The sequence below is a fragment of the Nonomuraea sp. NPDC051941 genome, from assembly GCF_044593615.1.
In genome coordinates, this window is the sequence record NZ_JBIUCF010000036.1 from 20,877 (window position 1) to 43,951 (window position 23,075).

The 23,075-nt window shown below is 71.1% G+C and carries 22 protein-coding genes; 13 read left to right on the forward strand and 9 right to left on the reverse strand.

The annotated features are described in order from the left end of the window. Positions 1-17: 17 nt before the first annotated feature. Complete coding sequence (locus tag ACIHFD_RS44355) at positions 18-860, forward strand: LysR family transcriptional regulator (protein ID WP_397372055.1); 843 nt, start codon at positions 18-20, stop codon at positions 858-860. Positions 861-1,123: 263 nt separating this feature from the next. Here the strand turns inward: ACIHFD_RS44355 and ACIHFD_RS44360 are convergent, their stop codons facing one another. Further along, positions 1,124-1,999, reverse strand: coding sequence for an alpha/beta fold hydrolase (locus ACIHFD_RS44360; RefSeq protein WP_397372056.1), 876 nt, complete (start codon positions 1,997-1,999; stop codon positions 1,124-1,126). A 411-nt stretch (positions 2,000-2,410) separates the two neighbouring features. On the opposite strand from ACIHFD_RS44360, the gene ACIHFD_RS44365 reads away from it, so the two are divergent. Then, the gene (locus ACIHFD_RS44365) at positions 2,411-3,106 is read left to right on the forward strand and encodes an ABC transporter ATP-binding protein (RefSeq protein ID WP_397372057.1); all 696 of its coding nucleotides are present in this window, start codon (positions 2,411-2,413) and stop codon (positions 3,104-3,106) included. Next, positions 3,103-4,416, forward strand: coding sequence for an FtsX-like permease family protein (locus ACIHFD_RS44370; RefSeq protein ID WP_397372058.1), 1,314 nt, complete (start codon positions 3,103-3,105; stop codon positions 4,414-4,416). Before ACIHFD_RS44365 ends, ACIHFD_RS44370 begins: the two co-directional genes overlap by 4 nt. 19 nt (positions 4,417-4,435) lie before the next feature. Here ACIHFD_RS44370 and ACIHFD_RS44375 read toward each other — a convergent pair whose 3' ends face one another. Further along, a complete protein-coding gene (locus ACIHFD_RS44375) occupies positions 4,436-5,287 on the reverse strand; it encodes a helix-turn-helix transcriptional regulator (RefSeq protein WP_397372059.1) in 852 nt (283 codons plus the stop codon). A gap of 128 nt (positions 5,288-5,415) precedes the next feature. On the opposite strand from ACIHFD_RS44375, the gene ACIHFD_RS44380 reads away from it, so the two are divergent. The 3 genes from ACIHFD_RS44380 to ACIHFD_RS44390 all read left to right on the forward strand — a co-directional run bounded on the left by ACIHFD_RS44380 (position 5,416) and on the right by ACIHFD_RS44390 (position 8,321). Next, a complete protein-coding gene (locus ACIHFD_RS44380) occupies positions 5,416-6,411 on the forward strand; it encodes an aldo/keto reductase (RefSeq protein WP_355197553.1) in 996 nt (331 codons plus the stop codon). A 118-nt stretch (positions 6,412-6,529) separates the two neighbouring features. Beyond that, entirely contained in the window at positions 6,530-7,099 is a 570-nt protein-coding gene (locus tag ACIHFD_RS44385) for a TetR/AcrR family transcriptional regulator (RefSeq protein ID WP_397372060.1), read from the forward strand. Between the two features lie 22 nt (positions 7,100-7,121). After that, positions 7,122-8,321, forward strand: coding sequence for an FAD-dependent monooxygenase (locus tag ACIHFD_RS44390; RefSeq protein ID WP_397372135.1), 1,200 nt, complete (start codon positions 7,122-7,124; stop codon positions 8,319-8,321). Here the strand turns inward: ACIHFD_RS44390 and ACIHFD_RS44395 are convergent. Together ACIHFD_RS44395 and ACIHFD_RS44400 are read right to left on the reverse strand one after the other, a co-directional pair. After that, complete coding sequence (locus tag ACIHFD_RS44395) at positions 8,308-9,168, reverse strand: TIGR03619 family F420-dependent LLM class oxidoreductase (protein WP_397372061.1); 861 nt, start codon at positions 9,166-9,168, stop codon at positions 8,308-8,310. The genes ACIHFD_RS44390 and ACIHFD_RS44395 overlap by 14 nt on opposite strands. Positions 9,169-9,249: 81 nt before the next feature. After that, positions 9,250-9,543: a helix-turn-helix domain-containing protein gene (locus ACIHFD_RS44400; protein ID WP_350725932.1), complete on the reverse strand. Its 294-nt coding sequence runs from the start codon at positions 9,541-9,543 to the stop codon at positions 9,250-9,252. Positions 9,544-9,609: 66 nt separating this feature from the next. Here ACIHFD_RS44400 and ACIHFD_RS44405 point away from each other — a divergent pair, with 66 nt between their 5' ends. Continuing rightward, a complete protein-coding gene (locus tag ACIHFD_RS44405) occupies positions 9,610-10,530 on the forward strand; it encodes an alpha/beta fold hydrolase (RefSeq protein WP_397372062.1) in 921 nt (306 codons plus the stop codon). A gap of 44 nt (positions 10,531-10,574) precedes the next feature. Here the strand turns inward: ACIHFD_RS44405 and ACIHFD_RS44410 are convergent, their stop codons facing one another. Continuing rightward, positions 10,575-11,393 (reverse strand): NmrA family NAD(P)-binding protein, encoded by an 819-nt coding sequence (locus ACIHFD_RS44410; protein ID WP_397372063.1) that lies wholly within the window; start codon positions 11,391-11,393, stop codon positions 10,575-10,577. Between the two features lie 160 nt (positions 11,394-11,553). On the opposite strand from ACIHFD_RS44410, the gene ACIHFD_RS44415 reads away from it, so the two are divergent. The 4 genes from ACIHFD_RS44415 (at position 11,554) to abc-f (ending at position 16,265) form a co-directional block, all read left to right on the forward strand. After that, positions 11,554-12,414: a hypothetical protein gene (locus tag ACIHFD_RS44415; RefSeq protein ID WP_397372064.1), complete on the forward strand. Its 861-nt coding sequence runs from the start codon at positions 11,554-11,556 to the stop codon at positions 12,412-12,414. Then, positions 12,411-13,613 (forward strand): S8 family serine peptidase, encoded by a 1,203-nt coding sequence (locus tag ACIHFD_RS44420; RefSeq protein WP_397372065.1) that lies wholly within the window; start codon positions 12,411-12,413, stop codon positions 13,611-13,613. Before ACIHFD_RS44415 ends, ACIHFD_RS44420 begins: the two co-directional genes overlap by 4 nt. Before the next feature lie 142 nt (positions 13,614-13,755). Continuing rightward, the gene (locus ACIHFD_RS44425; RefSeq protein ID WP_397372066.1) at positions 13,756-14,577 is read left to right on the forward strand and encodes an SDR family NAD(P)-dependent oxidoreductase; all 822 of its coding nucleotides are present in this window, start codon (positions 13,756-13,758) and stop codon (positions 14,575-14,577) included. Positions 14,578-14,597: 20 nt separating this feature from the next. Next, entirely contained in the window at positions 14,598-16,265 is a 1,668-nt protein-coding gene (abc-f, locus tag ACIHFD_RS44430; protein ID WP_397372067.1) for a ribosomal protection-like ABC-F family protein, read from the forward strand. A 26-nt stretch (positions 16,266-16,291) separates the two neighbouring features. Here abc-f and ACIHFD_RS44435 read toward each other — a convergent pair whose 3' ends face one another. Further along, on the reverse strand, positions 16,292-17,650 hold the full coding sequence (locus ACIHFD_RS44435) for a hypothetical protein (RefSeq protein ID WP_397372068.1): 1,359 nt from the start codon (positions 17,648-17,650) through the stop codon (positions 16,292-16,294). A gap of 140 nt (positions 17,651-17,790) precedes the next feature. Then, positions 17,791-19,347: a carbohydrate-binding protein gene (locus ACIHFD_RS44440; protein WP_397372069.1), complete on the reverse strand. Its 1,557-nt coding sequence runs from the start codon at positions 19,345-19,347 to the stop codon at positions 17,791-17,793. A gap of 303 nt (positions 19,348-19,650) precedes the next feature. On the opposite strand from ACIHFD_RS44440, the gene ACIHFD_RS44445 reads away from it, so the two are divergent. Beyond that, complete coding sequence (locus ACIHFD_RS44445) at positions 19,651-20,871, forward strand: MFS transporter (RefSeq protein ID WP_397372070.1); 1,221 nt, start codon at positions 19,651-19,653, stop codon at positions 20,869-20,871. A 12-nt stretch (positions 20,872-20,883) separates the two neighbouring features. Here the strand turns inward: ACIHFD_RS44445 and ACIHFD_RS44450 are convergent, their stop codons facing one another. Further along, entirely contained in the window at positions 20,884-21,288 is a 405-nt protein-coding gene (locus tag ACIHFD_RS44450) for a hypothetical protein (RefSeq protein ID WP_350725915.1), read from the reverse strand. Between the two features lie 80 nt (positions 21,289-21,368). On the opposite strand from ACIHFD_RS44450, the gene ACIHFD_RS44455 reads away from it, so the two are divergent. Further along, positions 21,369-22,214 carry an NAD(P)H-binding protein gene (locus ACIHFD_RS44455; protein ID WP_397372071.1) on the forward strand — a complete coding sequence of 282 codons (846 nt, stop codon included), beginning with the start codon at positions 21,369-21,371 and terminating at the stop codon, positions 22,212-22,214. A 254-nt stretch (positions 22,215-22,468) separates the two neighbouring features. On the opposite strand, the gene ACIHFD_RS44460 is transcribed toward ACIHFD_RS44455, so the two are convergent. Then, positions 22,469-23,074 (reverse strand): hypothetical protein, encoded by a 606-nt coding sequence (locus ACIHFD_RS44460; RefSeq protein ID WP_397372072.1) that lies wholly within the window; start codon positions 23,072-23,074, stop codon positions 22,469-22,471. Position 23,075 lies beyond the last annotated feature (1 nt).

Sequence of the window (23,075 nt, forward strand, 5' to 3'; positions counted from 1 at the left end):
GGACATAATGAACGCTTATGGCACGTGATCTCGAGACCGCACTGCTGCGATCGTTCGTCACCGCCGTACGAGCGGGCAGCATCAGCCGTGCGGCGGCGGCGCTCGGCCGCACCCAGCCCGCGCTCAGCCAGCAGTTGCGCAAGCTCGAGAGGGATGTCGGCAGCCCGCTGCTGCACCGGGCGCCGTCCGGCGTCTCGCTGACCCGGGCGGGTGAGGAACTGCTGCCCTACGCCGAGCGCATTCTTGCGCTGTCGGCACAGGCACTCGCCGAAACGGGACGTACGCTCACCGGGCATTGCGGGGTGGGACTCCTCGAAGATCTCGCCGCTTCCCGCCTTCCTCAGGCACTCGCCGACCTCGCGCGGCTGCACCCCGACGCGACACTGGAGGTCCTCAGCCTCTCCAACGCGGCGATGCGGGAGGCCTATGACACGGGCCGTGTCCAACTCGTGCTCGACGAGGCCGCGGTTCTTCCCTGGCCGCCGCGCTGGACGGTGCGTCTGCCGCTGGTCTGGGCGGTCGGGCAAGGTGTCGCCACCGACGCCGATCCGCTGCCGGTGGTGCTGTTCTCGAACGCGTGCGCCTGGCGAACGTCCGTGCTGGAAACGATGGAAGGCACAGGGCGCCGCTGGCGGGTCGCGTTCGAGAGCAACAGCCTCGCCGGAGTACTCGCCGCGCTACGGGCCGGGCTCGGAGTCGCGGCACTCCTGCCCGCCAACCTCGAGCCGGCCATGGCCTGCCACGACGCGGCCGCGTTGCCTGTTCTGCCGGACGTCGAACTCGGCCTTGCCCGCCACCCCGGTACCGAAGGTGATGCGCTCATCGACGCGGTGGAGACCGCTCTGCGGCGGATGCTCTGAGCCGTAAGCCTGTCCCCGCCGGCCGGGAGGTCTCAAGGGACCGCATCGAGGTGGCGCGGCGTACCGGCGGTTCCGTTACCGCTGGACGTCCGACACCCTGCACCCCGAGGGCGACTCGCCTTCCGCCCGGTCGGGGACGACGAGGAAGTCGTCGTACTCGCAAAGCCCGAACGGCTTCGTGATCTTCTGGGCCGAGGTGGCATGGAGACGGCCGCATGTGGAGATCGCGTGATGGCCCGCCGATGTCACTGGAGTGCCAGGGACTAACTGATCAGGCTTCTGATCGCCGCGGCGACGGCGTCGGGTTGAGTTTCCGGTAGAAAGTGCCCACCCGGCAGCATCAGGGTGCGGACATCCGGCGCCCAGCCGCGCCAGATCGCCGAGGGGTCGAACGGCAGGACCATGTCGCCGGGGTCCTGCCAGATCGCCAGGGTAGGAGGCTTGACGCGCCGGTCGGCCTGCCGATCCTCGCTGTCGTGAGCCGCATCGACGAAGGCGCTGGCCCGGTAGTCCTGGCAAATGGCGTGGATCGTTTCCGGATTGCGCGTCGCGGCCAGGTATGCCTCACGGACGTCGGCGTCGAATGTGCCGGGCTCGGCCCAGGCATCGAGGAAGTGGCCGAAGAACGTGTCGGGGTCAGCGCCGATCATCCGCTCGGGCAGGTCGTTGAGCTGCGCGAGGAAATACAGGTGGAAGCCGAAGACGCCACCCGCGCCCGCCAGCGACGCCCACATGTCGACAGTGGGGATGACGTCGATCACGCCGAGGTGAGCGACGGCGTCGGGGTGATCCAACGCGGCGCGGAAGGCGACCAGCGCTCCACGGTCATGACCGACCAGGCTGAAACGGTCGTGGCCGAGCTGCCGCATCAGTGCCACCATGGTCGCCGCGGTCACACGCTTGGCGTACTGTTCGTGGCCACCCTCCGGCTTGGCGCTGGCCCCGTAGCCGGGCAGGTCGGGGCAGATGACGCGGAAGCCGTCTGCCAGCGCCGGAGCGACATGCCGCCAGGTCAGATGGGTCTGTGGGAAGCCGTGAAGCAACAGCAGCGGCGGTCCCTCTCCTCCTGAAGCCACATGGAGGTCAAGGCCGTCCACCCGGACCGTGTGTTCGTCGAAGCCTGAGATCGTTGAGGCCATCGGCTCAGGCTGCCATCAGCAACCGACAATTCAGTACGGCTCGCTCACGCCGCCGAGGGCGGACAGCCGACGCGTCTACGACGTCCGCTTGTAAGCCATTGGTCGCTTCCTACCAAGTATGGGGGTAGATCGACGAAGGGAGCATGGCCGGTGCGTCGTACACAGGCGGAGTTCGCCACAGACTCTGCGGCGTTCGAGGCCTTCTACCGGCGGCACATCGAAGGGATCACGCGATTCGTCGCGTCATGGCCGATGATCATACGGCCCGCGAACGCGGCGCTGACCAAGACGTGAGATGCCAGGGGCGTGCGGCGCGCCTCAGGGGCCGATCAGGGAGATGCCGGATGGGCGGGGCGCACGCGGTCCGGCACGCTGCTGATCAAGATCGACCATGCGGTCCACCTTGAGGAAGTGACCCGGACATATGGGAAAGGCGCCACCGAAGTGGTCGCGCTCCGGCAGGTCAGCATCGGATTCCCGCGCGGCAGTTTCACCGCGGTGATGGGCCCGTCGGGGTCGGGCAAGAGCACGCTGCTGCTGTGCGCGTCGGGGTTGGACCGGCCGGATTCGGGGGCGGTTCGCATCGCCGGGCAGGACATCACCCGCTTCGGGGAGAACGAACTGGCGGTGCTGCGCCGCGACCGGGTCGGCGTCATCTTCCAGGCGTTCAACCTGGTGCCGTCGCTGACCGCCTGGCAGAACGTGGTCCTGCCCAGCAGGCTGGCCCGGCGGCGGCCCGACCCGTCACGGGTGCGCGAGCTGCTGCACCGGGTCGGGCTGGCCGGGCGGGAGGGGCATCGCCCGTCGCAGTTGTCCGGTGGCCAGCAGCAGCGGGTGGCGATCGCGCGTGCCCTGCTCGGCAGGCCGGAGGTGCTGTTCGCCGACGAGCCGACGGGGGCGCTGGACCGCCGTACCGGGCACGAGGTGCTGGTGCTGCTGCGGGAGGCGGTCGACGCGTTCGGCCAGACGGTGGTCATGGTCACGCACGATCCGGAGGCGGCGGCCCGGGCGGACAGCGTGCTGTTCCTGACTGACGGGCGGATCGTCGAAGTTCTGGACAGGCCCTCGGCCGACCGGATCGGCCTGCGGCTGGGCGGCCGCCGGTGACACTCGTCCTGGCCTGGAACAACGTACGGACCAATCGGATGGGCTTCGCCGCTTCGTTCGCGGCGGTGGTCCTGGCCGTGATGCTGATCGGCGGGAGCGGCCTGGTGGTCGCCGGCGCGGGCGCACGTGACGAGCTGAACGGCGTCATGGGGTTGCTGGTGCTGTCGGCCGTGGTGTCGGGATTCGTGTCGATCTTCGTGGTGGCGGGCACGCTGAGCCTGCACGTGCTGCGGCAGCGCAGGACCTGGGCGTTGCTGCGGTCGGTCGGCATGAGGCCGCGGCAGGTGAGCCGGCTCATCACGGCGGAGGCGCTGGTGGTGGCCGTGCTGGCGGGCGTGGCGGGCTGCGTGCTGGCCGTCCCGTACGCCGCGCTGATGGCGGCGTTCATGCGCATGACCGGGTTGGCGCCGGGAGGCGTCCCGGTGGAGGTCGCGACGGGGCCGTTCGTCGTGGCGCTGGTGGTCGGGCTGGCGGTGACGCTGCTGGCGGCCCGGGTCGCGGCGCGCAAGGCGGTGCGGGTGGGGCCGCTGGAGGTGCTGCGGGACAGCGCGGCGCAGCGGCGGCTGCTGCCCTGGTCCAGGGCGGTCGTCGGAGGGGCGGCGCTGGCCGGCGGCGGGGTGCTGCTGTGGCTCGTGCCGCAGGTCACGTCGAAGAACGCGCCGCCGACCGCGCTGGGGGCGACGATGGCGCTCTGCGTGGGCGCGTCCGCGCTGGGCCCCGTCGCGGTGCGGGGGATGGGATGGCTGCTCGGAGCCCTGGCGGCCCGGCTCGATCCGGGCGCCGGGATGCTGGCCAGGGCCTCGCTGGTCGCCCAGCCGCGCCGGGCGATGGCGGCGGCGTCGCCGGTGATGTTGACCGTGGCGCTGGCGTGCACCTTCCTGTTCGCCGTGGCGACCACCGATGCGGTGGCGGGGGTGACCCGTACCGGGCCGTCGGCATGGGCGGCCCCGGTGCTGGTGGGATCGGCGGTGGCTTACACGGTGATCTCGGTGCTCAACGCGACGGCCATGACGATGGCCGAGCGGACCGAAGAGATCCGGCTGCTGCGCACGGTGGGGACCAAGCCGCGGCAGCTCGCGAGAGCGGTGTGCTGGGAGACGTTGATCGTGACATGCATCGGTACGCTGCTCGGCACGGGCATCGCCGCCGCCTCGCTCACCATGCTCGGCAAGGCCGCGACCGGCGAGCCGTGGTTCGCCTACTCTCTGCCGCAGTACGCCGGGCTGGTGCTGGTCTGCGCGGTGAGTGGCCTCGCGGGAGGACTGGCCGCCACGCGGCGAGTACGGCGCCGGGCCCTTCTGTCCGATTGAGGCAGGGAGGAAGCGGTTTTCACCGTACGGGCGTGCCCGTGGGGAACTCTTCGATGCCGAGCACCAGCAGCAGCTCCAGCCGCTCGCGGGATTCGGCGTCCGCCGGGGTGAGCACCAGCAGTTCCTGACCCTGATCGGGGGTGACCAGGGTCTCGCAGTCCATCACCAGGCGGCCCACCCGCGGATGCAGCAGGGTTTTACGGTCGCCGCGCCGTACGGCCACCTCGTGCTCGGCCCATAGCCGGCGGAAGTCGGCGCTCGCGGCCTGCAGCCGGTCGACGAGCCCGGCGACCACCGGGTCGCCGGAGCGGCGGCCGGCCGCCGCGCGCAGGTCGGCCACGAACTGTCGGGCTCGGTGCTCCTGCTCCTCGGGCGGGCAGACGGCGCGCGTGGCGGGGTCGGTGAACCAGCGGTAGACGATGTAGCGCCGGTCGCCGGAGAAGCCGGTGTGGTCGCCCGTCAGCAGGACGGCCGCGCGGTTCTGGGCGAGGATCTCGCCCAGGTCGGACAGCACGAGGGCGGGGGTGTCGCCGAGCAGGTCGAGCATGCGGATCAGGCCGGCGCGGGCCAGGCGGGCCACCCCGTCGGCGGGCTGCGGCCGGTGGCCGGCCAGGTGGAACAGGTGGTCGCGCTCGTCGTCGGACAGGCGCAGCGCCCGGGCCAGCGCGCCGAGCATCTGGGTCGAGGGCTGGCTGCTGCGGCCCTGCTCGAGGCGTACGACATAGTCCACCGACATGCCGGCGAGCAGCGCCACCTCTTCCCGGCGCAGGCCGGTGGTGCGGCGGCGGGGGCCGTCGGCGAGGCCCACCTCGGCCGGCCGGATCCCCTCGCGGCGGCGGCGCAGGAAGTCGGCGAGCTGGTCACGTTGCATGGCTTCATACTGCCTCGCGGCCGGCGAGCCGAGCCAGGGAGCGGCTCTCCCACGATGAACGCTCCGCTCCCGCCCGTCCCGGTTCGGGCGCATGGTTGGGGACGACATCGAGAACGAGGGAGAACGTGATGCAGAGACGAACCCTGGGCCGCACCGGACCGGCCGTTTCCGCGCTGGGCCTGGGCGCGATGGGCATGTCGGGCGCGTACGGCACGGCCGACCGCGCGGAGAGCATCGCCACCGTGCACGCCGCGCTGGAGGCAGGCGTCACGCTCATCGACACCGGCGACTTCTACGCCATGGGCCACAACGAGTTGCTGCTCGCCGAGGCGCTGCGCGGCCGGGATCGCGACAGCTACCGGCTGAGCGTCAAGTTCGGCATGCTGCGGGGGCCGGGCCACGAGTTCGGCGGGCATGACGGCCGGCCCGAGGCGGTGAAGAACTTCCTGGGCTACTCGCTGGCCCGGCTGGGCACCGATCACATCGACATCTACCGTCCCGCCCGGCTGGACCCGGCGGTCCCGATCGAGGAGACGGTGGGCGCGATCAAGGAGCTGGTCGAGGCCGGGTACGTACGGCACATCGGCCTCTCGGAGGTCAACGCGGCGACGATCCGCCGGGCCCACGCCGTCCACCCGATCGCCGACCTGCAGATCGAGTACTCGCTGATCTCCCGCGCGGTGGAGGCGGACGTCCTGCCCACACTGCGGGAGCTCGGCATCGGGCTGACCGCGTACGGCGTGCTCGGCCGCGGCCTCATCTCCGGGCACTGGACCGCAGGCCACACCGCCGGCTCCGGTGACAGCCGCGGCTTCAGCCCACGCTTCTCCAGCGGGAACGTGGAGCACAACCTCGCCCTCGTGGACGCTCTGCGCCGGGTAGCCGAGGCGAAGGGCCGCACTGTCGCCCAGCTGGCCATCGCCTGGGTGGCCGCGCAGGGCGACGACATCGTGCCGCTGGTCGGCGCCCGCACCCGCGAGCGGCTGGCCGAGGCGCTGCCCGCGATGGACCTGAACCTCACCGCGGACGACCTCGCCGAAATCGAGAAGGCGGTGCCGCCGGGCTCGGCGCGCGGTGACCGATACCCGTCCGTGTTCATGTCCGGCCTCGGCGTGGGCAACTGATCGCGCGATCACGCCCCATCCGCTCCACAAGAGGCTTTTGCCGGAGTAGATCGCGTGCTACGTTTTGGACATACGTCCAGGGCGATCGTCCAGGGCGATTGACCAGGAGTGTGGACGAGTGAGTGCGACGGCGGTGGAACGGGGGCGGGAGGCGCGTCGGCGCCTGCTGGGGGTGGCGGCCGAGTTGATCGCCGAGCGAGGTTGGTCGGCGGTCAGCACGCGGATGCTGGCCGACCGGGCCGGAGTGGCCCCCGGTGTGGTGCACTATCACTTCGCCTCCGTACAGGCCCTGCTGGCCGAGGCCGCGCTCGGCGTGATGCGCGCGCTGATCGAGCAGATCGGCGCGGGCCTGGAGCAGGCGCACGCGCCCGGCGAAGCGCTGAAGCTGATGGTGGCTTTCCTGAAGGACTACGACGGCCGGGATCCGACCTCGCTGCTGTTCGCCGAGACGTACCTGGCCGCCGGCCGGGACGCGAGCCTGCGCCGCTCAGTGGGTGCGGTCGTCGACGAGTTCCGGCGGCTGCTGGCCGACCGGCTGACCGAGCAGGGGGTGGCCGCGCCCGAGGCGACCGCCGCGGTGCTGGCCGCCACGTTCGACGGCATCATGCTGCACCGCGCGCTCGGCCCGGGACCGGACACCACGGAGCTGACAACCGTCCTGGAGCGGCTCATCACGCCCGCCGAGTAAGGAATGGTGAAATGTCGTGAAAGTGGTCATCTGTGGAGCTGGAATCGCCGGACTGGCCCTCGCCCAGTGCCTCGACAGTTTCGGGGCCGAGATCGTGGTTCTCGAAAAGGCGCCCGGCCCTCGTACCCAGGGTTACATGATCGACTTTTTCGCCCCCGGCTACGACGCCGCCGAGGCCATGGGCGTGCTGCCGCGCATCCGGGAGCTGGGCTACCGGATCGATGAGATGACCTACCGGGATCACCACGGCCGCCGGCGCTCCGGCGTGCGGTTCGCCCAGTTCGCCAAGATCGTGAACGGCCGGCTGACCAGCATCATGCGCCCCGACCTCGAACGTGCTCTGCGCGAACACCTCTCCGACCGCGTCGATGTACGTCACGCCACCACCCTCACCCGCATCGACAACCGCGCCGACGGCGTCACCGTCACCCTCACCGACGACAGCACCATCGAGGCCGATCTCCTGGTAGGCGCCGACGGCATCCACTCCACCGTCCGCGACCACGTCTTCGGGCCCGAACGGCAATTCCTGCGATACCTGGGATTCCACACCGCCGCGTACTCGTTCGACGACGCCGACATCCACGCCCAGGTGGCCCGGCAGTTCTGCCTGACCGACACCGTCAACCGGCAGATGGGCCTTTACGGGCTGCGAGACCGGCGCGTGGCGGTCTTCACCGTGCATCGCACCCCCGACCCCACGCTGCCGGCCGATCCACGCGCGGCGGTCCGGCACGAATACGGCGCCCTCGGCTGGGTCGCGCCACGCGCTCTGGCCGCCTGTCCACCGCCGGAGCAGGTCTACTACGACCAGGTCGCCCAGATCGACATGCCGGCCTGGAGGCGGGGCCGCGTGGTGCTCATCGGCGACGCCGCCTACGCGGTGTCCCTCCTCGCCGGCCAGGGTGCCTCCTTGGGCATCACCGGCGCGTACGTCCTGGCCGAGCACCTGTCCCGTGCCGACACCCTTGACATCGCGCTGGAACGTTACGAGCAGGCACTGCGACCGGTGGTCACCGACAGGCAGCAGGTGGCCCGCGACGGGACACGCTGGTTCATCCCCGCCACCACCCGGCAGCTGCACCTCCGGCGAGCCGCACTCAAACTGGCCCGGCTTCCGGTCATCGACCGGTACGTTGCCGGCGCCCTCGCCGGCAAGTCCACCGCCATCATCACCAACCTGCGCGCGACCGGTGCCGTTTCGGAGGTCAGCCGGCGCTGAGGAGGGCGAACCGCTCGGCGAACGCGGACATCTCATCGCGTTGCTGTTCCGGATCCGCCGAGGTGGGGCCGACCACGACGCGGGTCACGCCTTGCGCGGCGAAGGCCTCGACCCGTTCGGCGGACATGTCGATCGACCCCCATCGGGTGTGCTCCAGCGCGCCGGGGTCACGGCCGGCCTCCGCGGCGGTGGCTCGGGCCAGCTCCCACTGGATCGCGCGTTCCTCCGGGGTGAGGGCGCCGCCGGGGAAATAGCCGTCGCCGCGCCGCCCGGCGCGCCGCGCGGCCGCCCGGCTCGACCCGCCGACGTGGATCGGCAGGTGGGTGCCCGAGTACGGCTTCGGGTAGCTGGTCACGTCGTCGAAGCCGAAGAACTCGCCGTCGAAGCTGACGCCCTTCTCGTCGCCTTCCCACAGCAGCCGCAGCACGTCGATGGCCTCGTCGGTACGCCGTCCGCGGGTGCCGAAGTCGACTCCCATCGCCCTGGCCTCGCCGGGCAGCGTGCCCAGCCCCACGGTGAGCAGCCGCATCCGTCCCTTGGACAGCACGTCGATGGTCGCCAGCCGCTTGACCAGGACCACGGGGTGGTGGTACGGCAGCAGCAGCACGGCGGTGCCGAGCAGGATGCGACGGGTGGCCGCCGCGACGAAGGCCAGGCAGTCGAGGGGATCGGGGAAGGGCAGGGACGGCGGCAACTCGAAGGGGCCGACCGCGGCGCCGGGATACAGCACGACGTGCTCGGGCAGGTACAGCCCCTCAAAGCCGCAATCCTCGGCATGGCGGGCATACGTTACGAGCCCGTCGGGGTCGAGCCCGTCGGCCGTGGAGTAGCTGATCGCGAATTTCATCGTCATCCTCGAGGTCAGAGTCCGCGGGCACGCTACATCCTTGACGTCAGTGTCAGGGCAAATGCGTGGCCGGCGCCGTGCTCACCGGAACACGACGGCGAGGAGCCCGGGAAAGCGTTCCTCGAGATCGTCTCTGCGCAGGGTGAGGTAGTTTCTGCGTCCCGAGTGGCGCAGGCGGATCACGCCGCTCTCCCGCAGGACCCGCCAGTGATGCGTGAGGGTGGATTTCGGCGCTCCGGTCTCGATCGCCCCGCAGTATGTCTCCTCGCCGGAGGCGAGAGCGCGCACGATCTTCATCCGGACCGGGTGCCCGAGCGCGGCGAGTACGTCCTCCAACTGCAACTGCTCGGTCGTCGGATGCAGAAGAGCAGCCATGGTCCGATCGTACGGTACCGCCGTAGTTGGCTAATGTACGGTACTCCCGTACATTGGGAGGATCACATGCCGAAAGCACTGTCCGACGCCGAGCTGGCACGGTCGTTGCCGGGCGGGTTCGTCAGCAGTCACGCCGACGTCAACGGGACTCGCCTGCACTACGTGACGGGCGGGCGGGGCAGGCCCTTGGTGCTGCTGGGCGGATGGCCGCAGACGTGGTGGGAGTTCCACAAGATCATGCCGCCGCTCGCCGAACGCCACCAGGTGATCGCCGTCGATCTGCGCGGCATGGGCGGCTCGGACAAGCCCGCCTCCGGCTACGACAAGAAGACGATGGCCGCTGACATCCTCGGACTCGTGCGCCGGCTGGGCCACGACCGGGTGGACATCGCCGGCCACGACATCGGCGGCATGGTCGCCTACGCCTTCGCCGCAAACCATCCCGCTCACGTCCGGCGCATCGCCCTGCTGGACATCGCCCACCCTGACGAGCGCTTCTACACCTTCTCGTTGCTCCCTCGGCCCGGACGCCAGCAGGTCGACGGCGACATCCACGCCGGGCCGGGCCGCTTCCTGTGGTGGTTCGCCTTCAACCAGGTGCCCGGCCTGCCGGAACGCCTGCTCGCCGGCCGGTCCCGCGAGCTGATCGACTGGATGTGCGACTACCTGGTCGAGGATCCCGCCTCCATCGGCGACCGCGACCGCGACATCTACGCCCGCGCCTACTCCACGCCGGACGCGATCCGGGCGGGCAACGCCTGGTACCGGGCGTTCGGGCAGGACATCGCCGACGAGAAGACCTACGGCAAGGTGACCGTTCCGCTGCTGGGCCTGGGTGGCGGAGAGGGAGGTCACCTGCTCCTTCAGGCGGTGCTGCCGGACAAGGGCACCGACGTCGAGGTGGTGCTGGTGCCGGACAGCGGCCACTACATCCCCGAGGAGCAGCCCGAGATCGTCGTCAAGCACCTGACGCGATTCTTCGCCTGAAGCCGAGCCGCCCGGCGAGACCCCGCCCGATCTCGGCGAGCGACCTAGCGGCTGATCTTGAAACGTTCGGCGTGCTCTGCCACCCACTGCGCGAACGTACGCGCCGGCCGGCCGATCACCCGTTCAACGGTGTCGTCCACGGTCGTGGCGGAATCGCCGGGGGTGGCATACCAGCCGATGACATACTCGGCGTCCGCACGGGAGACGCCGGTGGCCATCAGCCTGTCGACGGCCTGTTCATGGGTGATGGGCATGAAGGCGATGTCGCTGTGGACGGCCCGGGACAGGAGAGAGATCCGCTCGCGCGGGGTCAGCGCCTCGGGACCGGTGAGGTTGTAGGCGCGTCCCGCATGGCCGTCGTCGAGCAGCGCGACGGCCGCCACGGCCCCGATGTCGGCCTCGTGGACCAGCGCACTGGGAAAGTCATACGGCTCCCGGACGACTCCCTCGGCCCGGATCGATCCGGCCCAGGTCAACGTGTTGGACATGAACTCCTGCGGCTCCAGACGCGTCCATTCCACGCCCGAGTCGGCCACGGCCTGCTCGACGGGTCCCACCCAGCCACCCCACACCACGGTGATGCGCCGGACACCTGCGGCGACCGCCCGCCGGACCAACTCGGGACCGACCTCGGCGAGTCCCGTCGTCACCGTGATGTGCAATCGGCCGGCGCCGTCGAGGGCGGTGTCCAACGTCGCCGGTTCGTGGTGCGTGCCGGCCACCAGCTCCACCCCGGCCGGCAACTTCCCGGCCGCCGCGACCGGATCGCGGGTCAGCGCCCGGACGGGCTCTCCGCGGCGGAGCAGCTCCGTCACCACGTGGCGGCCGGTGTTCCCGGTGGCACCCGTGACAAGTGTGGTCACAGTCGAACTCCTTTCGTCCGTCGCCGACGACGCTAGAAGCTGAATCGCACTTGAGGTCAAGGAAGTCCGCCGAGCACCGATAGGGTCAGAACGCGCAAATCGATCAGAGGGGTTCAAACGGAACCTTGATCGGCCCGCTCGCACGACAGGAGAGACATTGATGTACCCCCCGTCCGGCTCCGGGCCGGGGTTCCATCCCCCTCAGCCGCCCCCCGGGCCTCCCCAGCCGTACCCGCCCGGCCCCTACCAGCAGCAGCCGCCACCACCACCGACCGGGCCGGTGCGGCCCCCGCGCAGCGCCTGGCGGGTCCTCGTGGGGCTGGTCGTCGCGGGCTTCGGTCTGCTGGCCGTGCTCGGCGGTGGCGCGCTCATCGCGCACGCCTACTCCAACAGCCGGCAGGTCATCCACAACTCGGCGTACTCCAAGGAGCTGTGGCGCAACGTGCCCGTCGAGAAGCTGTTGCCGCCGCGGCTCGGCCGGGAGCACCCCGACAAGGGCTACTCCTCCCCGAACGACGAGCGCGGCTGGACCAGGGCCGCGATCTCCTCCGACACCTCCTGCCGAACGGCGCTCTCCGGCGAGCTGGCCCGGGTCGCCACTGAGCGGGGCTGCGTCGCGGCCGTGCGCGCCACGTACGTGGACGACACCGGAGGGACGGCCGCCACCGTGGCCCTGGTCGCCTTCCGCGAGTCGCAGCCTCGCGTCGACCTGGAGGGCATCGTGCGTGAGGCGCAGCGGAAGCCGGACCACGCGGTACGCGCGCTCGCCGCGCCAGGAACCCAGTGGAAGGACTCCGCGCGCACCGGGAACGGCGGAAGGACCGTTGGGGACGTGCCCATGTTCGTGGCGGTCACCACGGGGCCGGCGGACGGCCGCAGGCCCGGACGGCTGCCCGAACCGTGGGGCAGGAGGGAGTACCCGCAGCGGGAGGACCGTGAGGCGTGGGCGTACACCGCGCAAGGGCTCGCGGAGAGCCTGGCCACCCGGCTGTACGCGGAGGCCCGGAAGGTGGGGGCATGATTCGCAGGCTGACCTGCGCGGCCGTCATGGTCGCCGGACTGGTCGCGGCCACCGCCGCGCCGGCCGTGGCCGAGGCGCCGCGGGGCTGGGAACAGCAGATCATGAAGGTGCCGGCCGCGCAGCGGCTCGGACAGGGCAAGGGGATCACCGTCGCGGTCCTGGACACCGGGGTCGTGAAGAACCATCCGGAGTTCCGCGGACGGGTGACGAACGGCCCCGACTTCATCGGCGGCGGCGCGAAGCCCGGGCAGTCGTACTGGGGCGCGCACGGCACCGCCATGGCCTCCAGCGTGCTGCGGGTCGCCCCGCAGGCCCGCGTGCTCTCCGTACGGGTGATCTGGGACCGGGAGGACCCGGCGCGCAAGCGCGCGGAGTCCGCCGCCAAGTCCGGCGGCACCGCCGCCGACAAGGAGAGCATCAAGGCGGCCACCGCGCTGGCCAAGGGCATCCGGTACGCCGTCGACAAGGGCGCCCGCGTGATCTCCATGTCCCTCGGCACCGACGAGTGGGGCCTCGGCAGCGGTTACGACGAGACCACGGCCGCGGCCGTCGACTACGCCCTCGGCAAGGGGGCCATCCTGCTGGCCAGCGCGGGCAACGGCGGATCCACCGACCCGCTGGAGGTCGACGCGAACAACGTCGTCTCCTACCCGGCCGCCTACCCGGGAGTGATCGCGGTGGCGGCGATGGGGCCGGGCGGCGCGCGGGCGGACTTCTCCCAGGTGCACACGTACAACACGATCACCGCACCCGGCGTGGACATCTACGCCGCCGACAACCGTGGCGGCTACCGGGCGGGAGACGGCACCTCCCCGGCCTGCGCGCTCGCGGCGGGCACCGCGGCGCTGATGCTGTCCCGCAATCCCGATCTGACGCCCCGGCAGGTACGCGACATCCTGGTACGGACCGCCAGGAAGCCGCCGTCCGGCTACAACGTGTTCCTCGGCTTCGGGCTGATCGACGCGGCGGCGGCGGTGCGGGCGGCGGGCGCCGCCAAGGACACGAAGATCGAAGCGGCCCCGTACAAGGGGAAGGAGTACCTCGGCGGCGGGCCGGTCGCCCCGCCGACCACCAACCCGCCGATCGACATGACCTACGTCGTCGTGGGCGGCGCGGCCGCCGGTGTGGGGCTCCTGTTCCTGCTGGTCGCGGTGCTGCTGATGCGCCGGCCCCGCGCACGCCCCGTGCCAGGCGCCTGACCTGGCGAACCCGGTGACGGTGCGGGCAGCCGCATGCCGCTCAGACGAGACGAGACGGTCCGTCTTGACGTAGAAGCGGAGTGCCTGTATACCTTGTCATCACGAGACGGACCGTATCGTCTCATGATGATGAGGAGTCCGTGTGACGACTGCCCGAGTCTGGTTCATCACCGGCGCGTCGAGGGGTCTGGGCAGGGCCTTCGCCGAGGCGGCGCTCGCCGCCGGAGACCGCGTCGTGGCCGCCGCCCGCGACCTCGGCCCCCTCGCCGACCTCGCCGCCGCCCACCCCGACAGCCTCGTACGGCTGGCGCTGGACGTCCGCGACCGCGCGGCCGTCCGGAAGGTCGTGGACGAGGCCGCGGCGGCGTTCGGCCGGCTCGACGTCGTGGTCAACAACGCCGGCACGCTGCTGTTCGGCATGGTGGAGGAGGCCACCGAGGAGCAGATCCGCGCCCAGTTCGACGTCAACTTCTTCGGTGCGATCTGGGTGGCCCAGGCTGTGGTGCCGCATCTGCGGGCGCAGGGGTCCGGCCACATCCTGCAGGTCACCTCGATGGGGTCCGGCGGCGGATTCGCGTCCGTCGGGTTCTATGCGGCGAGCAAGTCCGCGCTCGACTCGGTGAGCCAGGCGCTGGCGATGGAGGTGGCGCCGTTCGGGATCAAGGTGACGATCGTGCAGCCGGGCGGGTACGGCACGGACCTGTTCACGCGGGGCACCACGCTCGCGGAGCGGCGCCCGGAGAACGAGCCGCTGCACGCCCAGCTGGCCGAGATGTGGGGCGAGGACGCCGGCCCCGACCCGGGCACCGCGGCGCCGGTGATCATGGAGCTGGTCGAGCTGGCGGAGCCGCCGCTGCGGCTGATCGTCGGCGGCGCCTCGTACGACATCGTCCAGCAGATGGAGCGGGCCCGCACGGAGGAGTACCGGGCCTGGGAGCACCTCAGCCGCAAGGCGCCGGGCTGACCACCCCACCCCGTTTGTTCATGCTCGAAAAGGAGGCATGCCTTTTGCGTACCGCCGCCCAACTTGCACTCACCGAGATCACCAAGCGTTACGGCACCCGCGTCGTCCTGGACCGGGTGTCGCTCACCGTCAGACCCGGCGAGCGGATCGGAGTGATCGGCGACAACGGGTCAGGCAAGTCCACGCTGCTCAGGCTCATGGCGAACGCCGAGCGGCCGGACAACGGCGAGCTCCTGGTCGTCGCACCCGGCGGCGTCGGACACCTGCCGCAGTCACTCGCGCTGCCGCCGCACGCGACGGTGGCCGACGCCGTCGATCTGGCGCTGGCCGATCTGCGAGAGCTCGAGGCCCGGATGCGGGCGGCCGAACGGTCGCTCGAAGAGGCGGACGAGGAGGCGTACGCGGGGCTCGTGGCGCAGTTCGAGGCACGGGGCGGCTACGAGGCCGACGTCCGGGTGGAGATCGCGCTGCACGGGCTCGGGCTGCCCGGGCTCGACCGGAGCCGCCCGCTGGGCACGCTCTCCGGCGGCGAACGCGCCAGGCTCGCCCTGGCCGCCACGCTGGCGTCCGCTCCCGAGCTGCTGCTGCTCGACGAGCCGACCAACGACCTGGACGACCAGGCCGTGGCCTGGCTCGAACAGCGCCTGCGCGCCCACCGGGGCACGGTCGTGGCGATCACGCACGACCGGATGTTCCTGGAGCGGGTGACCACCGCCATCCTGGAGGTCGCCGACGGGCAGGTGCGCCGCTACGGCGACGGCTACGCCGGGTACCTCGTCGCCAAGGCCGCCGAACGCGCCGCGCAGGCGCGGGCCCACGAGGAGTGGAAGACGGAGCTGGACCGGCACGCCACGCTGGTGGCGGCCAACGCGGGCCGGCTGGCCGGGATCCCGCGCAAGGTCGCCAAGGCGGGCATGGGCACCGGCGCCTGGCGGGCGCGCTCGCGTACGCACGGGGCCGCCGGGCGCATCCGGCAGTCCCAGCAGCGGCTACGGTGGCTCGCCGAGCACCCGGCGCCGCCGCTTCCCGAGCCGCTGCGCTTCACCGCCACCCTCGCCACCGCGGGGACCGCGACCGAAGCCGAGGTGGCCGCGCTCGACGGCGTGGTGGTGGCGGGCCGGCTTCGCCTCGACTCCCTGGCCGTCGGCGCCGGTGAGCGGCTGCTCGTCACCGGTCCGAACGGGGCGGGCAAGACCACGCTGATGCGGGTGCTCGCCGGGGAGCTGCGTCCGGACGCGGGAGAGGTACGGCGGGCCGGCCGGGCCGGGTTCTTCCGGCAGGACGAGGGGGACCTCGGCCGGGTCGGGCCGGCGGACCGGACGGTGTTGCGGGCCTACGCGGACAGGCGTTCCGGGAGCCTGGATGAGCACGCGGACGCGCTGCTCGCCCTGGGGCTCTTCCGGCCGTCGGACCTCGGGCTGCGCCTGGGGGAGCTCTCCTACGGGCAACGGCGCCGGATCGAGCTCGCGCGGCTGGTGAGCGAGCCCGTGGACCTGCTCCTGCTCGACGAGCCGACCAACCACCTGTCGCCGATGCTCGTGGAGCAGTTGGAGGAGGCGCTGGCCGCCTACCGGGGCGCGCTGGTGGTCGTGACGCACGATCGGCGCCTGCGGGCCGCGTTCACCGGCTCCCACCTGGAGCTGGGCGCGGCGGATCGCGGGGTCGGCGGCGGACCGAGCCGGCGTTGAACACCATCACCTTGCCGCCGTGTCCGTCAGCGGTGCCAGACGTCGTAGCCGCGGTTCTGGTACAGGTACGCGGGCGTGAACGCCGACTTCCCGCTGATCAGGCCGAAGTGGATGCCGTACGCGGTCCCGGCGTAGTACCAGGGTCCGCCGGAGTCGCCTGCCTCGCTGATGTTCTTGTCCATGACCACCATGTGCTTCATGCCCCCGGCGGAGACGTCGCGGCGGGCGACCTTGGCGCAGCTCCCGCCGCTGGTTATGCCGAAATGACAGATACGCGTGCCTATGGAGGGCATGGCCGAACGGTCGTCGGCGTACCTCGTCTTGTTCCAGTCGTGGTAGAACGTGCGGCCCGCAGTCTTGGAGCCGACGGTGTAGTAGGAGAGGTCGCCCCAATCGCCGACCGCCCACCAGACGCGCTTCACCGTGGTCGAGCCGCCGTGGGTGCTGTGGTTGGAGTACGTGCGGGTGGCGTAGTTCCGCGCGCAGTGGCCGGCGGTCCCGTGGCGCTTGGTGTTGCTGTGGATGTACTTCAGGTTGAAGCCCGAGGTGCAGTTACCGAGTGAGCCGCCGCCCCGCATGTACCTGTCCTGCGGCTGCGACACCTTGTCGACCAGGGTGACCTGGGCCTGGATCCCGGCCTCCGACGCCTGCCGGGGCAGCAGGCCCTGGGCGGTGAGGGGCGTGCTCGACTGCGCCTCCACGATGACGGTCCCGGTGCGTACGTCGTAGGAGGTGACTGCGTCCTGCACGGCGGGGTTGGCCAGGACGGTCGCGTGGGTGGCCGTGCCGGCGGCGGACAGCTCCTGCTCGGAGAAGCCGCGGTCGCCGACCAGGTCGACGCGTACGGGGAGGGTTCTGGCGAGTTCGACCGCCTTGGCCGGAACCTCTCCCTTGAAGCCGAACCAGGCGCTGTCGTCGTACTTGACCGCTCCGGCGAACTCGGCGGGGAAGCCGGTCTCGAGTTCCGCGGCCACCTTCTCGAACTGCGGCTGCCAGGAGATCGCGTCGATCGCGGCGGCCAGCCCGATGCCCTCGGCGGCGGCGATGCGCGTGAGGTCCTCGATCTCGCCCGCGTGCAGGTCGTCCACCATGACGTCAGGGGTGTCCACGGGGCCGTCGGGCTGGGCGGCCGCCGAGAAGGTCTGCTTGGCGGCGGTGGCGCTGATGTAGTCCTTGACGGCCTGCTCCAGGGGGACTCCGTCCTGGGCGGCCCGCTGCTTGATGGCCTCCAGCGTGGGGCGGGCCGGCTTGGGCTGCTCCTGGGCGGTCAAGGTGACGCCGGTCGCGCCGGGCTCGGCGGACGCGGCCCCGGCAGGTAAGCCGACGAGCGCGAAGGCGAGCACGGCACCGGCGCCGATATGGCGGGCATGGGAGAACGAGGGCATGCGCAAGCTCCTGCACTGTCGTCGGAGGAACGGGATGCATGCCCACGATACACAATTCTAGAGCACGTGCTCCATTATTTTCCGCTGAACACCGGGAGTGGGGCGAGTACGATGGCGTACTCGCCCCCTCTGTCACGGCGTCACCCGAAGGTCACGACGAGGCGGCCGTCCGAGGCGAAGGACCAGTGCAGGGCGCCGCTGTAGGACGAGCACCGGGACCCGTTCGAGCCGGACCAGAACTGGTTCGAACTGTCGGAGTTGCCGACGATCCGGTCGTTCGTCCCGCTGCCGCTGCGGCACGAGGTGTTGTTGCGGAACACCGAGGTGCCGGCGTCGAACGAGTAGTTGCGCTCGGTGTTGTCGATGCTGACGTTGTCCGACACCGTCATCGTGCCGGGATTCCGGTTGTAGGTGAAGCCGTGCTTGCCGTTGCGGTACGCGATGCTGCGCCGGATGGTGTGGTTGACCGCGATGTCCTCGCCGCCGAGCTTGTAGCCGTTGCGGTCACCGTTGCCGGCCTGGCTGCCGTCGCTGAGCGTGCCGTTGTTGTACGACAGGGAGTCCTCGATGGTCACCGGGCCGATGGCTCCCGTGTCCGTCTTCGTGTAGAGGTCCCAGCCGTCGTCGATGTTGTTGCGGGACACGCAGTAGCGGAAGACGTTGCCGGAGCCGACGGTGAGCTTCGCGGCGAAGCCGTCGGCGTCCTCGCCGTCGGAGTCGGCGTTGTCGTGCGACAACGCGCTCAGGATGAGGTTGTTGGACGGCCACTGGTCGCGGGGCGTGTCGGAGGCGATCCGCGAGAGCTGCAGCCCGGTGTCCCGGTTGAACCGCGTCTCCGTGCGCTCGAAGATGTTGTTGCTGCCGCCGACGAAGATGCCGTTGTCACCGGCGCGCTCGACGACGATGCCGTAGATGTGCCAGTACGACCCGTTCACGGCGAGTCCGCGGTTGGCCGGGTCCTCGCTCTGGGCCGAGAAGTTCAGGATCGGGGTCTCGCCCGGGTAGGCCGACAGTTTCTTGCGGGCGCTCGAGGTGCCGTTGTTGCCCGCCGCGATGGTGACCGTCTGCGAGAAGTTGTAGGTCCCGCCGCGTGCGTAGATCGTCCCGCCGGCGGTGATGCGGGTGATCGCCGAGGTGAGGGTCGTCGGGTCCGCCTGGGTCCCGGTCGCGCCGTCCCTGCCGTTCGGCGCCACGTAGAGCGTGCTGCCCGTCGGCGGGGTCGTGCCGCCCGCGTCGACGTCGATGTAGTCGAGGTTGGCCAGGCCGTTCGAGGTGGTCGGGTTGAACTGGATGGTGTTGCCGCCCGCCCGCACCGACACGGTGAGCGTCTTGCTGACCCAGGTGTCCCACGCGCCGGTGCCCTCGTACGAGACGTTCTGGACCGTCGACCCGTTGACGATCAGGTCGGCGGGGCGGGCGGTCGTGGTCCCGTTCGCGAACCGCACGCTCAGCGTCGCCGTCCCGGCCGCGCCGGCGTTGACGGTGAACTGGGCGGAGGCACCGGTGGCGTTGTTGCCGTTGCAGAATCCGCTGCCGGAGTAGCCGGACCAGTTGCTGTCGATGGTGCCGGTGCAGACCGCGGGCGAGGTCTCCGCCTCGTACCGCGTCGGCGCGGCCTGTGCGGCGGTCGGTGACAGTGCGACGAACGCGCCGGCTAACAGGCCGGCGCACGTGAGGATGGCTTTCAGGCGCATCATCGTTCTCCAAGGTGTCGGGTACGGAGGCGCGGGCGAAACGTCGCCACAGTAGGAAAGCGCTTTCCCCGGCGTCAATGCGCCACTGCAAACGCGTCAACCCCGAAACCATCGCCGCTGGCCAGGGATTTACCGCTGGCTCAACCGCCGGTGAAACTTTCATTCAGCCCGAGAAGCGAGGCCCCGCGGCAGGAGCAGGCACTACCATGCTGCCATGCAGCACCTTTGTGCCTGACCAGCGGATGCGCCGACGACGTCATCCCTTCCCGGTCCTTCTCCGGAAGGACGCACCGCTGGAGTCACCGAGTGTTCCCTGCATGGCGCCGATCTTCCGGCGACCTCTTCACACTGCTGCGCGGCAACGCCGATTTCCGACGCCTCATCGGCGCCTGCGCGCTGAGCCTGACCGGCGACTGGTTCGCCTTCGTCGCATTGAGCGGTTTCGTCTACCACAGCACCGGCTCGCCGGGGTGGACGGCGCTGCTGTTCGCGATCAACTCCCTTCCCGGAGTGCTGCTGTTCCCGTTGATCGGCCCGCTCACCGACCGCTTCGACCGGCGACGTCTTCGGATCCTCTGCGACCTGGGCTCGGTGGTCCCGGTGGGCGGGCTGCTGGTCGCCTTCCACACCGGCTCGGTACCGCTGGCCCTGGGATGCCTGGCCGTCCTGTCGGTGCTCGCCGCGGTGGCCGGTCCCATCCCCGAGGCTGCGCTGCCCAACCTCGTCACCGGCCGAGACCTCTCACTGGCCCAGACCGTGCTCGGCAGCCTGTACTCGGCCGGCCTGCTCGTCGGAGCCGGCCTGGGAGGCCTGGTCGCCGCCGCCTGGGGAACCTCGGCCACGCTCCTCCTCGACGGCGCCTCGTTCATCGTCTCCGCGCTGCTCGTCGCGCGGATCGAGCGGCCCTTCTCCAGCGCCGTGTCGACGCGCCGGATCCGGATACGCGCTGACACCGCCGAACTCTGGCAATTCCTGCGAACCACCCCCGTGGCCGCGGCCCTGCTGTGGCTGACCGCGGGGCTGCGTCTCTGCTACGGAATGGTCGGACTCCTGCCCGTCTACGCCCTCGATCGCTTCCACGTCGGCGACGCGGGAGTCGGCGCCCTGTACCTGGCGCAGGGCCTCGGCGCCGTGCTGGGCCCCTTCGCGGGCAGGCGGCTCGCCGGCGGCTCGACACGTCGGCGGCTGTACGTGGCGGCGGCGGCCCTGGCCCTCTTCGGCCTCGGATACCTGGTCCTCGCCCACGTCTCCGGACTCGGCCCGGGAATGGCCGCGGCGTTCGTCGGCCACCTCGGGGTGGGCGCGTGCGCGATCCTCGCCCTCAACGGCCTGCAACTGGCGACGCCTGACCATGTCCGGGGACGCGTGATGGTGCTGGTCTTCAGCCTCTCGGCGGCGTTCCAAGGCGTGTCGACACTCGCGGTCGCGCCCATGACCGCGGCCATCGGCATGGCCGACACCACCCGTCTCCTCGGGCTCCTGGCCGTCGCGTACGCGATCGCCTGGGCGGCACGCGTCCGGCGCTGACACCGGTCCTGCTCAGGGCTGGGAGCCGGGTGGCAGGGCGAAGGGATCTTCGGGGAGGAAGCAACCATAGTCCTGCAACGGCATCGGATCCTCGAGCACGATCCGCTGGAGCTCGCCCGCCGGCGACAGGCCGTCCGGACGGTCCGGCACGCGCCGTCCCGGCCGCAGCCCGCCGCGGCCGAGCGACGTCTCCGGCGCGTCCGCCGCGAGCTGCCCGAACCGGTCCAGCAGAACGTGTACGGCGTCATAGACGTCGCGGACGTTCTCGGCGGCGTCATCCTCGCCCGCCTCGGGACAGAGGTCGCGGTACGCGGCGCGGGCCGCGGCCAGGAAACGCTCCGGATCCACGATCACCACGTCCCGGCGCGTCCGTACGCTGATCGTCATGCCGGCCGCCGGAAGCGTCTGCTCATCCACCGTCCGACGGTATCCCGCCGTAGGGCGACCCGATCGGGGCCGGCCGGAATATCGCCGTCCGCGTCCGGGCTGACCCGGTCATGACCGAGATTCTGGTGACCGGGGCGACCGGGAACGTCGGCCGGCAGGTGGTGGCCGGGCTGGTGTCCGCCGGTGGTTCCGTGCGGGCGTTGGTGAGGGACGCGCGGGTGGCGCGGCTTCCAGGGGGAGTGGCGGCCGTGGAGGGGGACCTGGGCGTGCCCGGCACGCTGGAGCGGGCGCTGTCGGGTGTGGAGACGGTGTTCCTGGTCTGGCCCTTCCTCACCGCCGACGGCGCCTCCGCCGTTCTGGAGGTGATCAAGAGCCGGGCCCGCCGGGTCGTCTACCTCTCGTCGTCGGGGGTGGACGACGGGGCGCAGCGGCAGGGTGACCCGATCAACCAGCTGCACGCCGACATGGAGGGCCTGATCGAGAGGTCCGGGCTGCGGTGGACCATCCTGCGGTCGAACACCATCGCCTCCAACACCCGGGGATGGGCGGCGCAGATCCGTGCCACCGGTGCCGTACGCGGGCCGGAGATCGCCGCCACCGCGGTGATCGACCCGCGCGATGTCGCGGAGGTGGCGGTACGGGTGCTGGCCGGCGACGGGCACGACGGCGCGACGTACGTGCTGACCGGGCCGCAGGTGGTGGGCCGGGCCGAGCAGGTGCGCGCGATCGGGGAGGCCATCGGGCGCCCGCTGCGGTTCGAGAAGGTGGCCGTACAGGCCGCGCGTGAGCAGATGCTCGCGGACGGGAGGCCGCCTGCCCTGGTGGAGGCCCTGCTGGCCAGCGCGGAGGCGCGGCCGCGGTCGGAGCTGATCACCTCGACGGTGGAGGAGATCACGGGGGCGCCGGCGCGTACGTTCGGGCGATGGGCCGCCGACCACGCGGACGAATTCCGCTGACCGCAGGCCGCTTCAGCGGCACCCGCTGTACGCCGCCCGTGTCGGCGTACAGCATCGTGAACCCCCAGGAACGCGTCCACGGGGGACGGCTCGGCATCGATGTCCCGGCAGAGGGAAATGTTGTCCTCCTGCCAGGCGCATTCGGTTCACGCGATGCCGAGGCCGTCCGTCTTCGGTTGGGCCGGTGCGGGGTGCTCGCTGTCCATGTCGAAGTCCCTTCGCCCCGTCCCTCTGACGATGAGGCCAGAGGCGCGTCAGTTGCCGAGGATCTGGTTGACCAGCGACGAGACCCCGGCGGTGTCCAGGAGCGTCACGGGCTGCTCCACCGTGAGATCGCCCGGCGACTCGAACGTCCAGGTCCCGGTGGCCGGGGACCAGGTCGGGAACCAGCTGGTCGGGGACCAGGTGCTCGTCGTGGCGCAGGGCACCGCGCCCAGCCAGAGCGAGTCGACGACCTGCGTGAGTCCCAGGGCGGCCAGCAGCGACGAGGACGACGTGCTCGTCGTCGTCGTGCACGGCGCCGCAGGTGCGGGGCCGAGCAGCCCGTCGACCAGGCCGACGACGCCGCCGGCCTTGTACGTGGGGATGCTCTGGCTGCACGTCGTCGTCCGGTTGACCCAGGTCAGGCCGTCGACGGGGCTCGGGCGCCCGGACCACGGCGGCCCCAGCGGCGACTCGTTGAAGACCGATTCGGCCAAGGCCTGGAAGTCCTCGGTCCAGGACGACTGCCCGTTGTAGCTGACGACGTTGTTGTTGCCGCACAGGACCGTGTCCACGGCCCCCTCTTCTGCGGCGGCCGGCCCGGCGGCCAGCAGCAGGCCGGAAGTCGCGGCGAATGCGGCAATGGCGTGCTTGTACATG

Coding starts and splice junctions, on each gene's coding strand:
- ACIHFD_RS44460 (WP_397372072.1), bottom strand. CDS start 23,074: ATGTACAAGCACGCCATTGCCGCATTCGCCGCGACTTCCGGCCTGCTG.
- ACIHFD_RS44355 (WP_397372055.1), top strand. CDS start 18: ATGGCACGTGATCTCGAGACCGCACTGCTGCGATCGTTCGTCACCGCC.
- ACIHFD_RS44405 (WP_397372062.1), top strand. CDS start 9,610: ATGCCGAAAGCACTGTCCGACGCCGAGCTGGCACGGTCGTTGCCGGGC.
- ACIHFD_RS44435 (WP_397372068.1), bottom strand. CDS start 17,650: ATGCCCTCGTTCTCCCATGCCCGCCATATCGGCGCCGGTGCCGTGCTC.
- ACIHFD_RS44360 (WP_397372056.1), bottom strand. CDS start 1,999: ATGGCCTCAACGATCTCAGGCTTCGACGAACACACGGTCCGGGTGGAC.
- ACIHFD_RS44395 (WP_397372061.1), bottom strand. CDS start 9,168: ATGAAATTCGCGATCAGCTACTCCACGGCCGACGGGCTCGACCCCGAC.
- abc-f (WP_397372067.1), top strand. CDS start 14,598: ATGCTCGAAAAGGAGGCATGCCTTTTGCGTACCGCCGCCCAACTTGCA.
- ACIHFD_RS44420 (WP_397372065.1), top strand. CDS start 12,411: ATGATTCGCAGGCTGACCTGCGCGGCCGTCATGGTCGCCGGACTGGTC.
- ACIHFD_RS44415 (WP_397372064.1), top strand. CDS start 11,554: ATGTACCCCCCGTCCGGCTCCGGGCCGGGGTTCCATCCCCCTCAGCCG.
- ACIHFD_RS44440 (WP_397372069.1), bottom strand. CDS start 19,347: ATGATGCGCCTGAAAGCCATCCTCACGTGCGCCGGCCTGTTAGCCGGC.
- ACIHFD_RS44375 (WP_397372059.1), bottom strand. CDS start 5,287: ATGCAACGTGACCAGCTCGCCGACTTCCTGCGCCGCCGCCGCGAGGGG.
- ACIHFD_RS44380 (WP_355197553.1), top strand. CDS start 5,416: ATGCAGAGACGAACCCTGGGCCGCACCGGACCGGCCGTTTCCGCGCTG.
- ACIHFD_RS44455 (WP_397372071.1), top strand. CDS start 21,369: ATGACCGAGATTCTGGTGACCGGGGCGACCGGGAACGTCGGCCGGCAG.
- ACIHFD_RS44400 (WP_350725932.1), bottom strand. CDS start 9,543: ATGGCTGCTCTTCTGCATCCGACGACCGAGCAGTTGCAGTTGGAGGAC.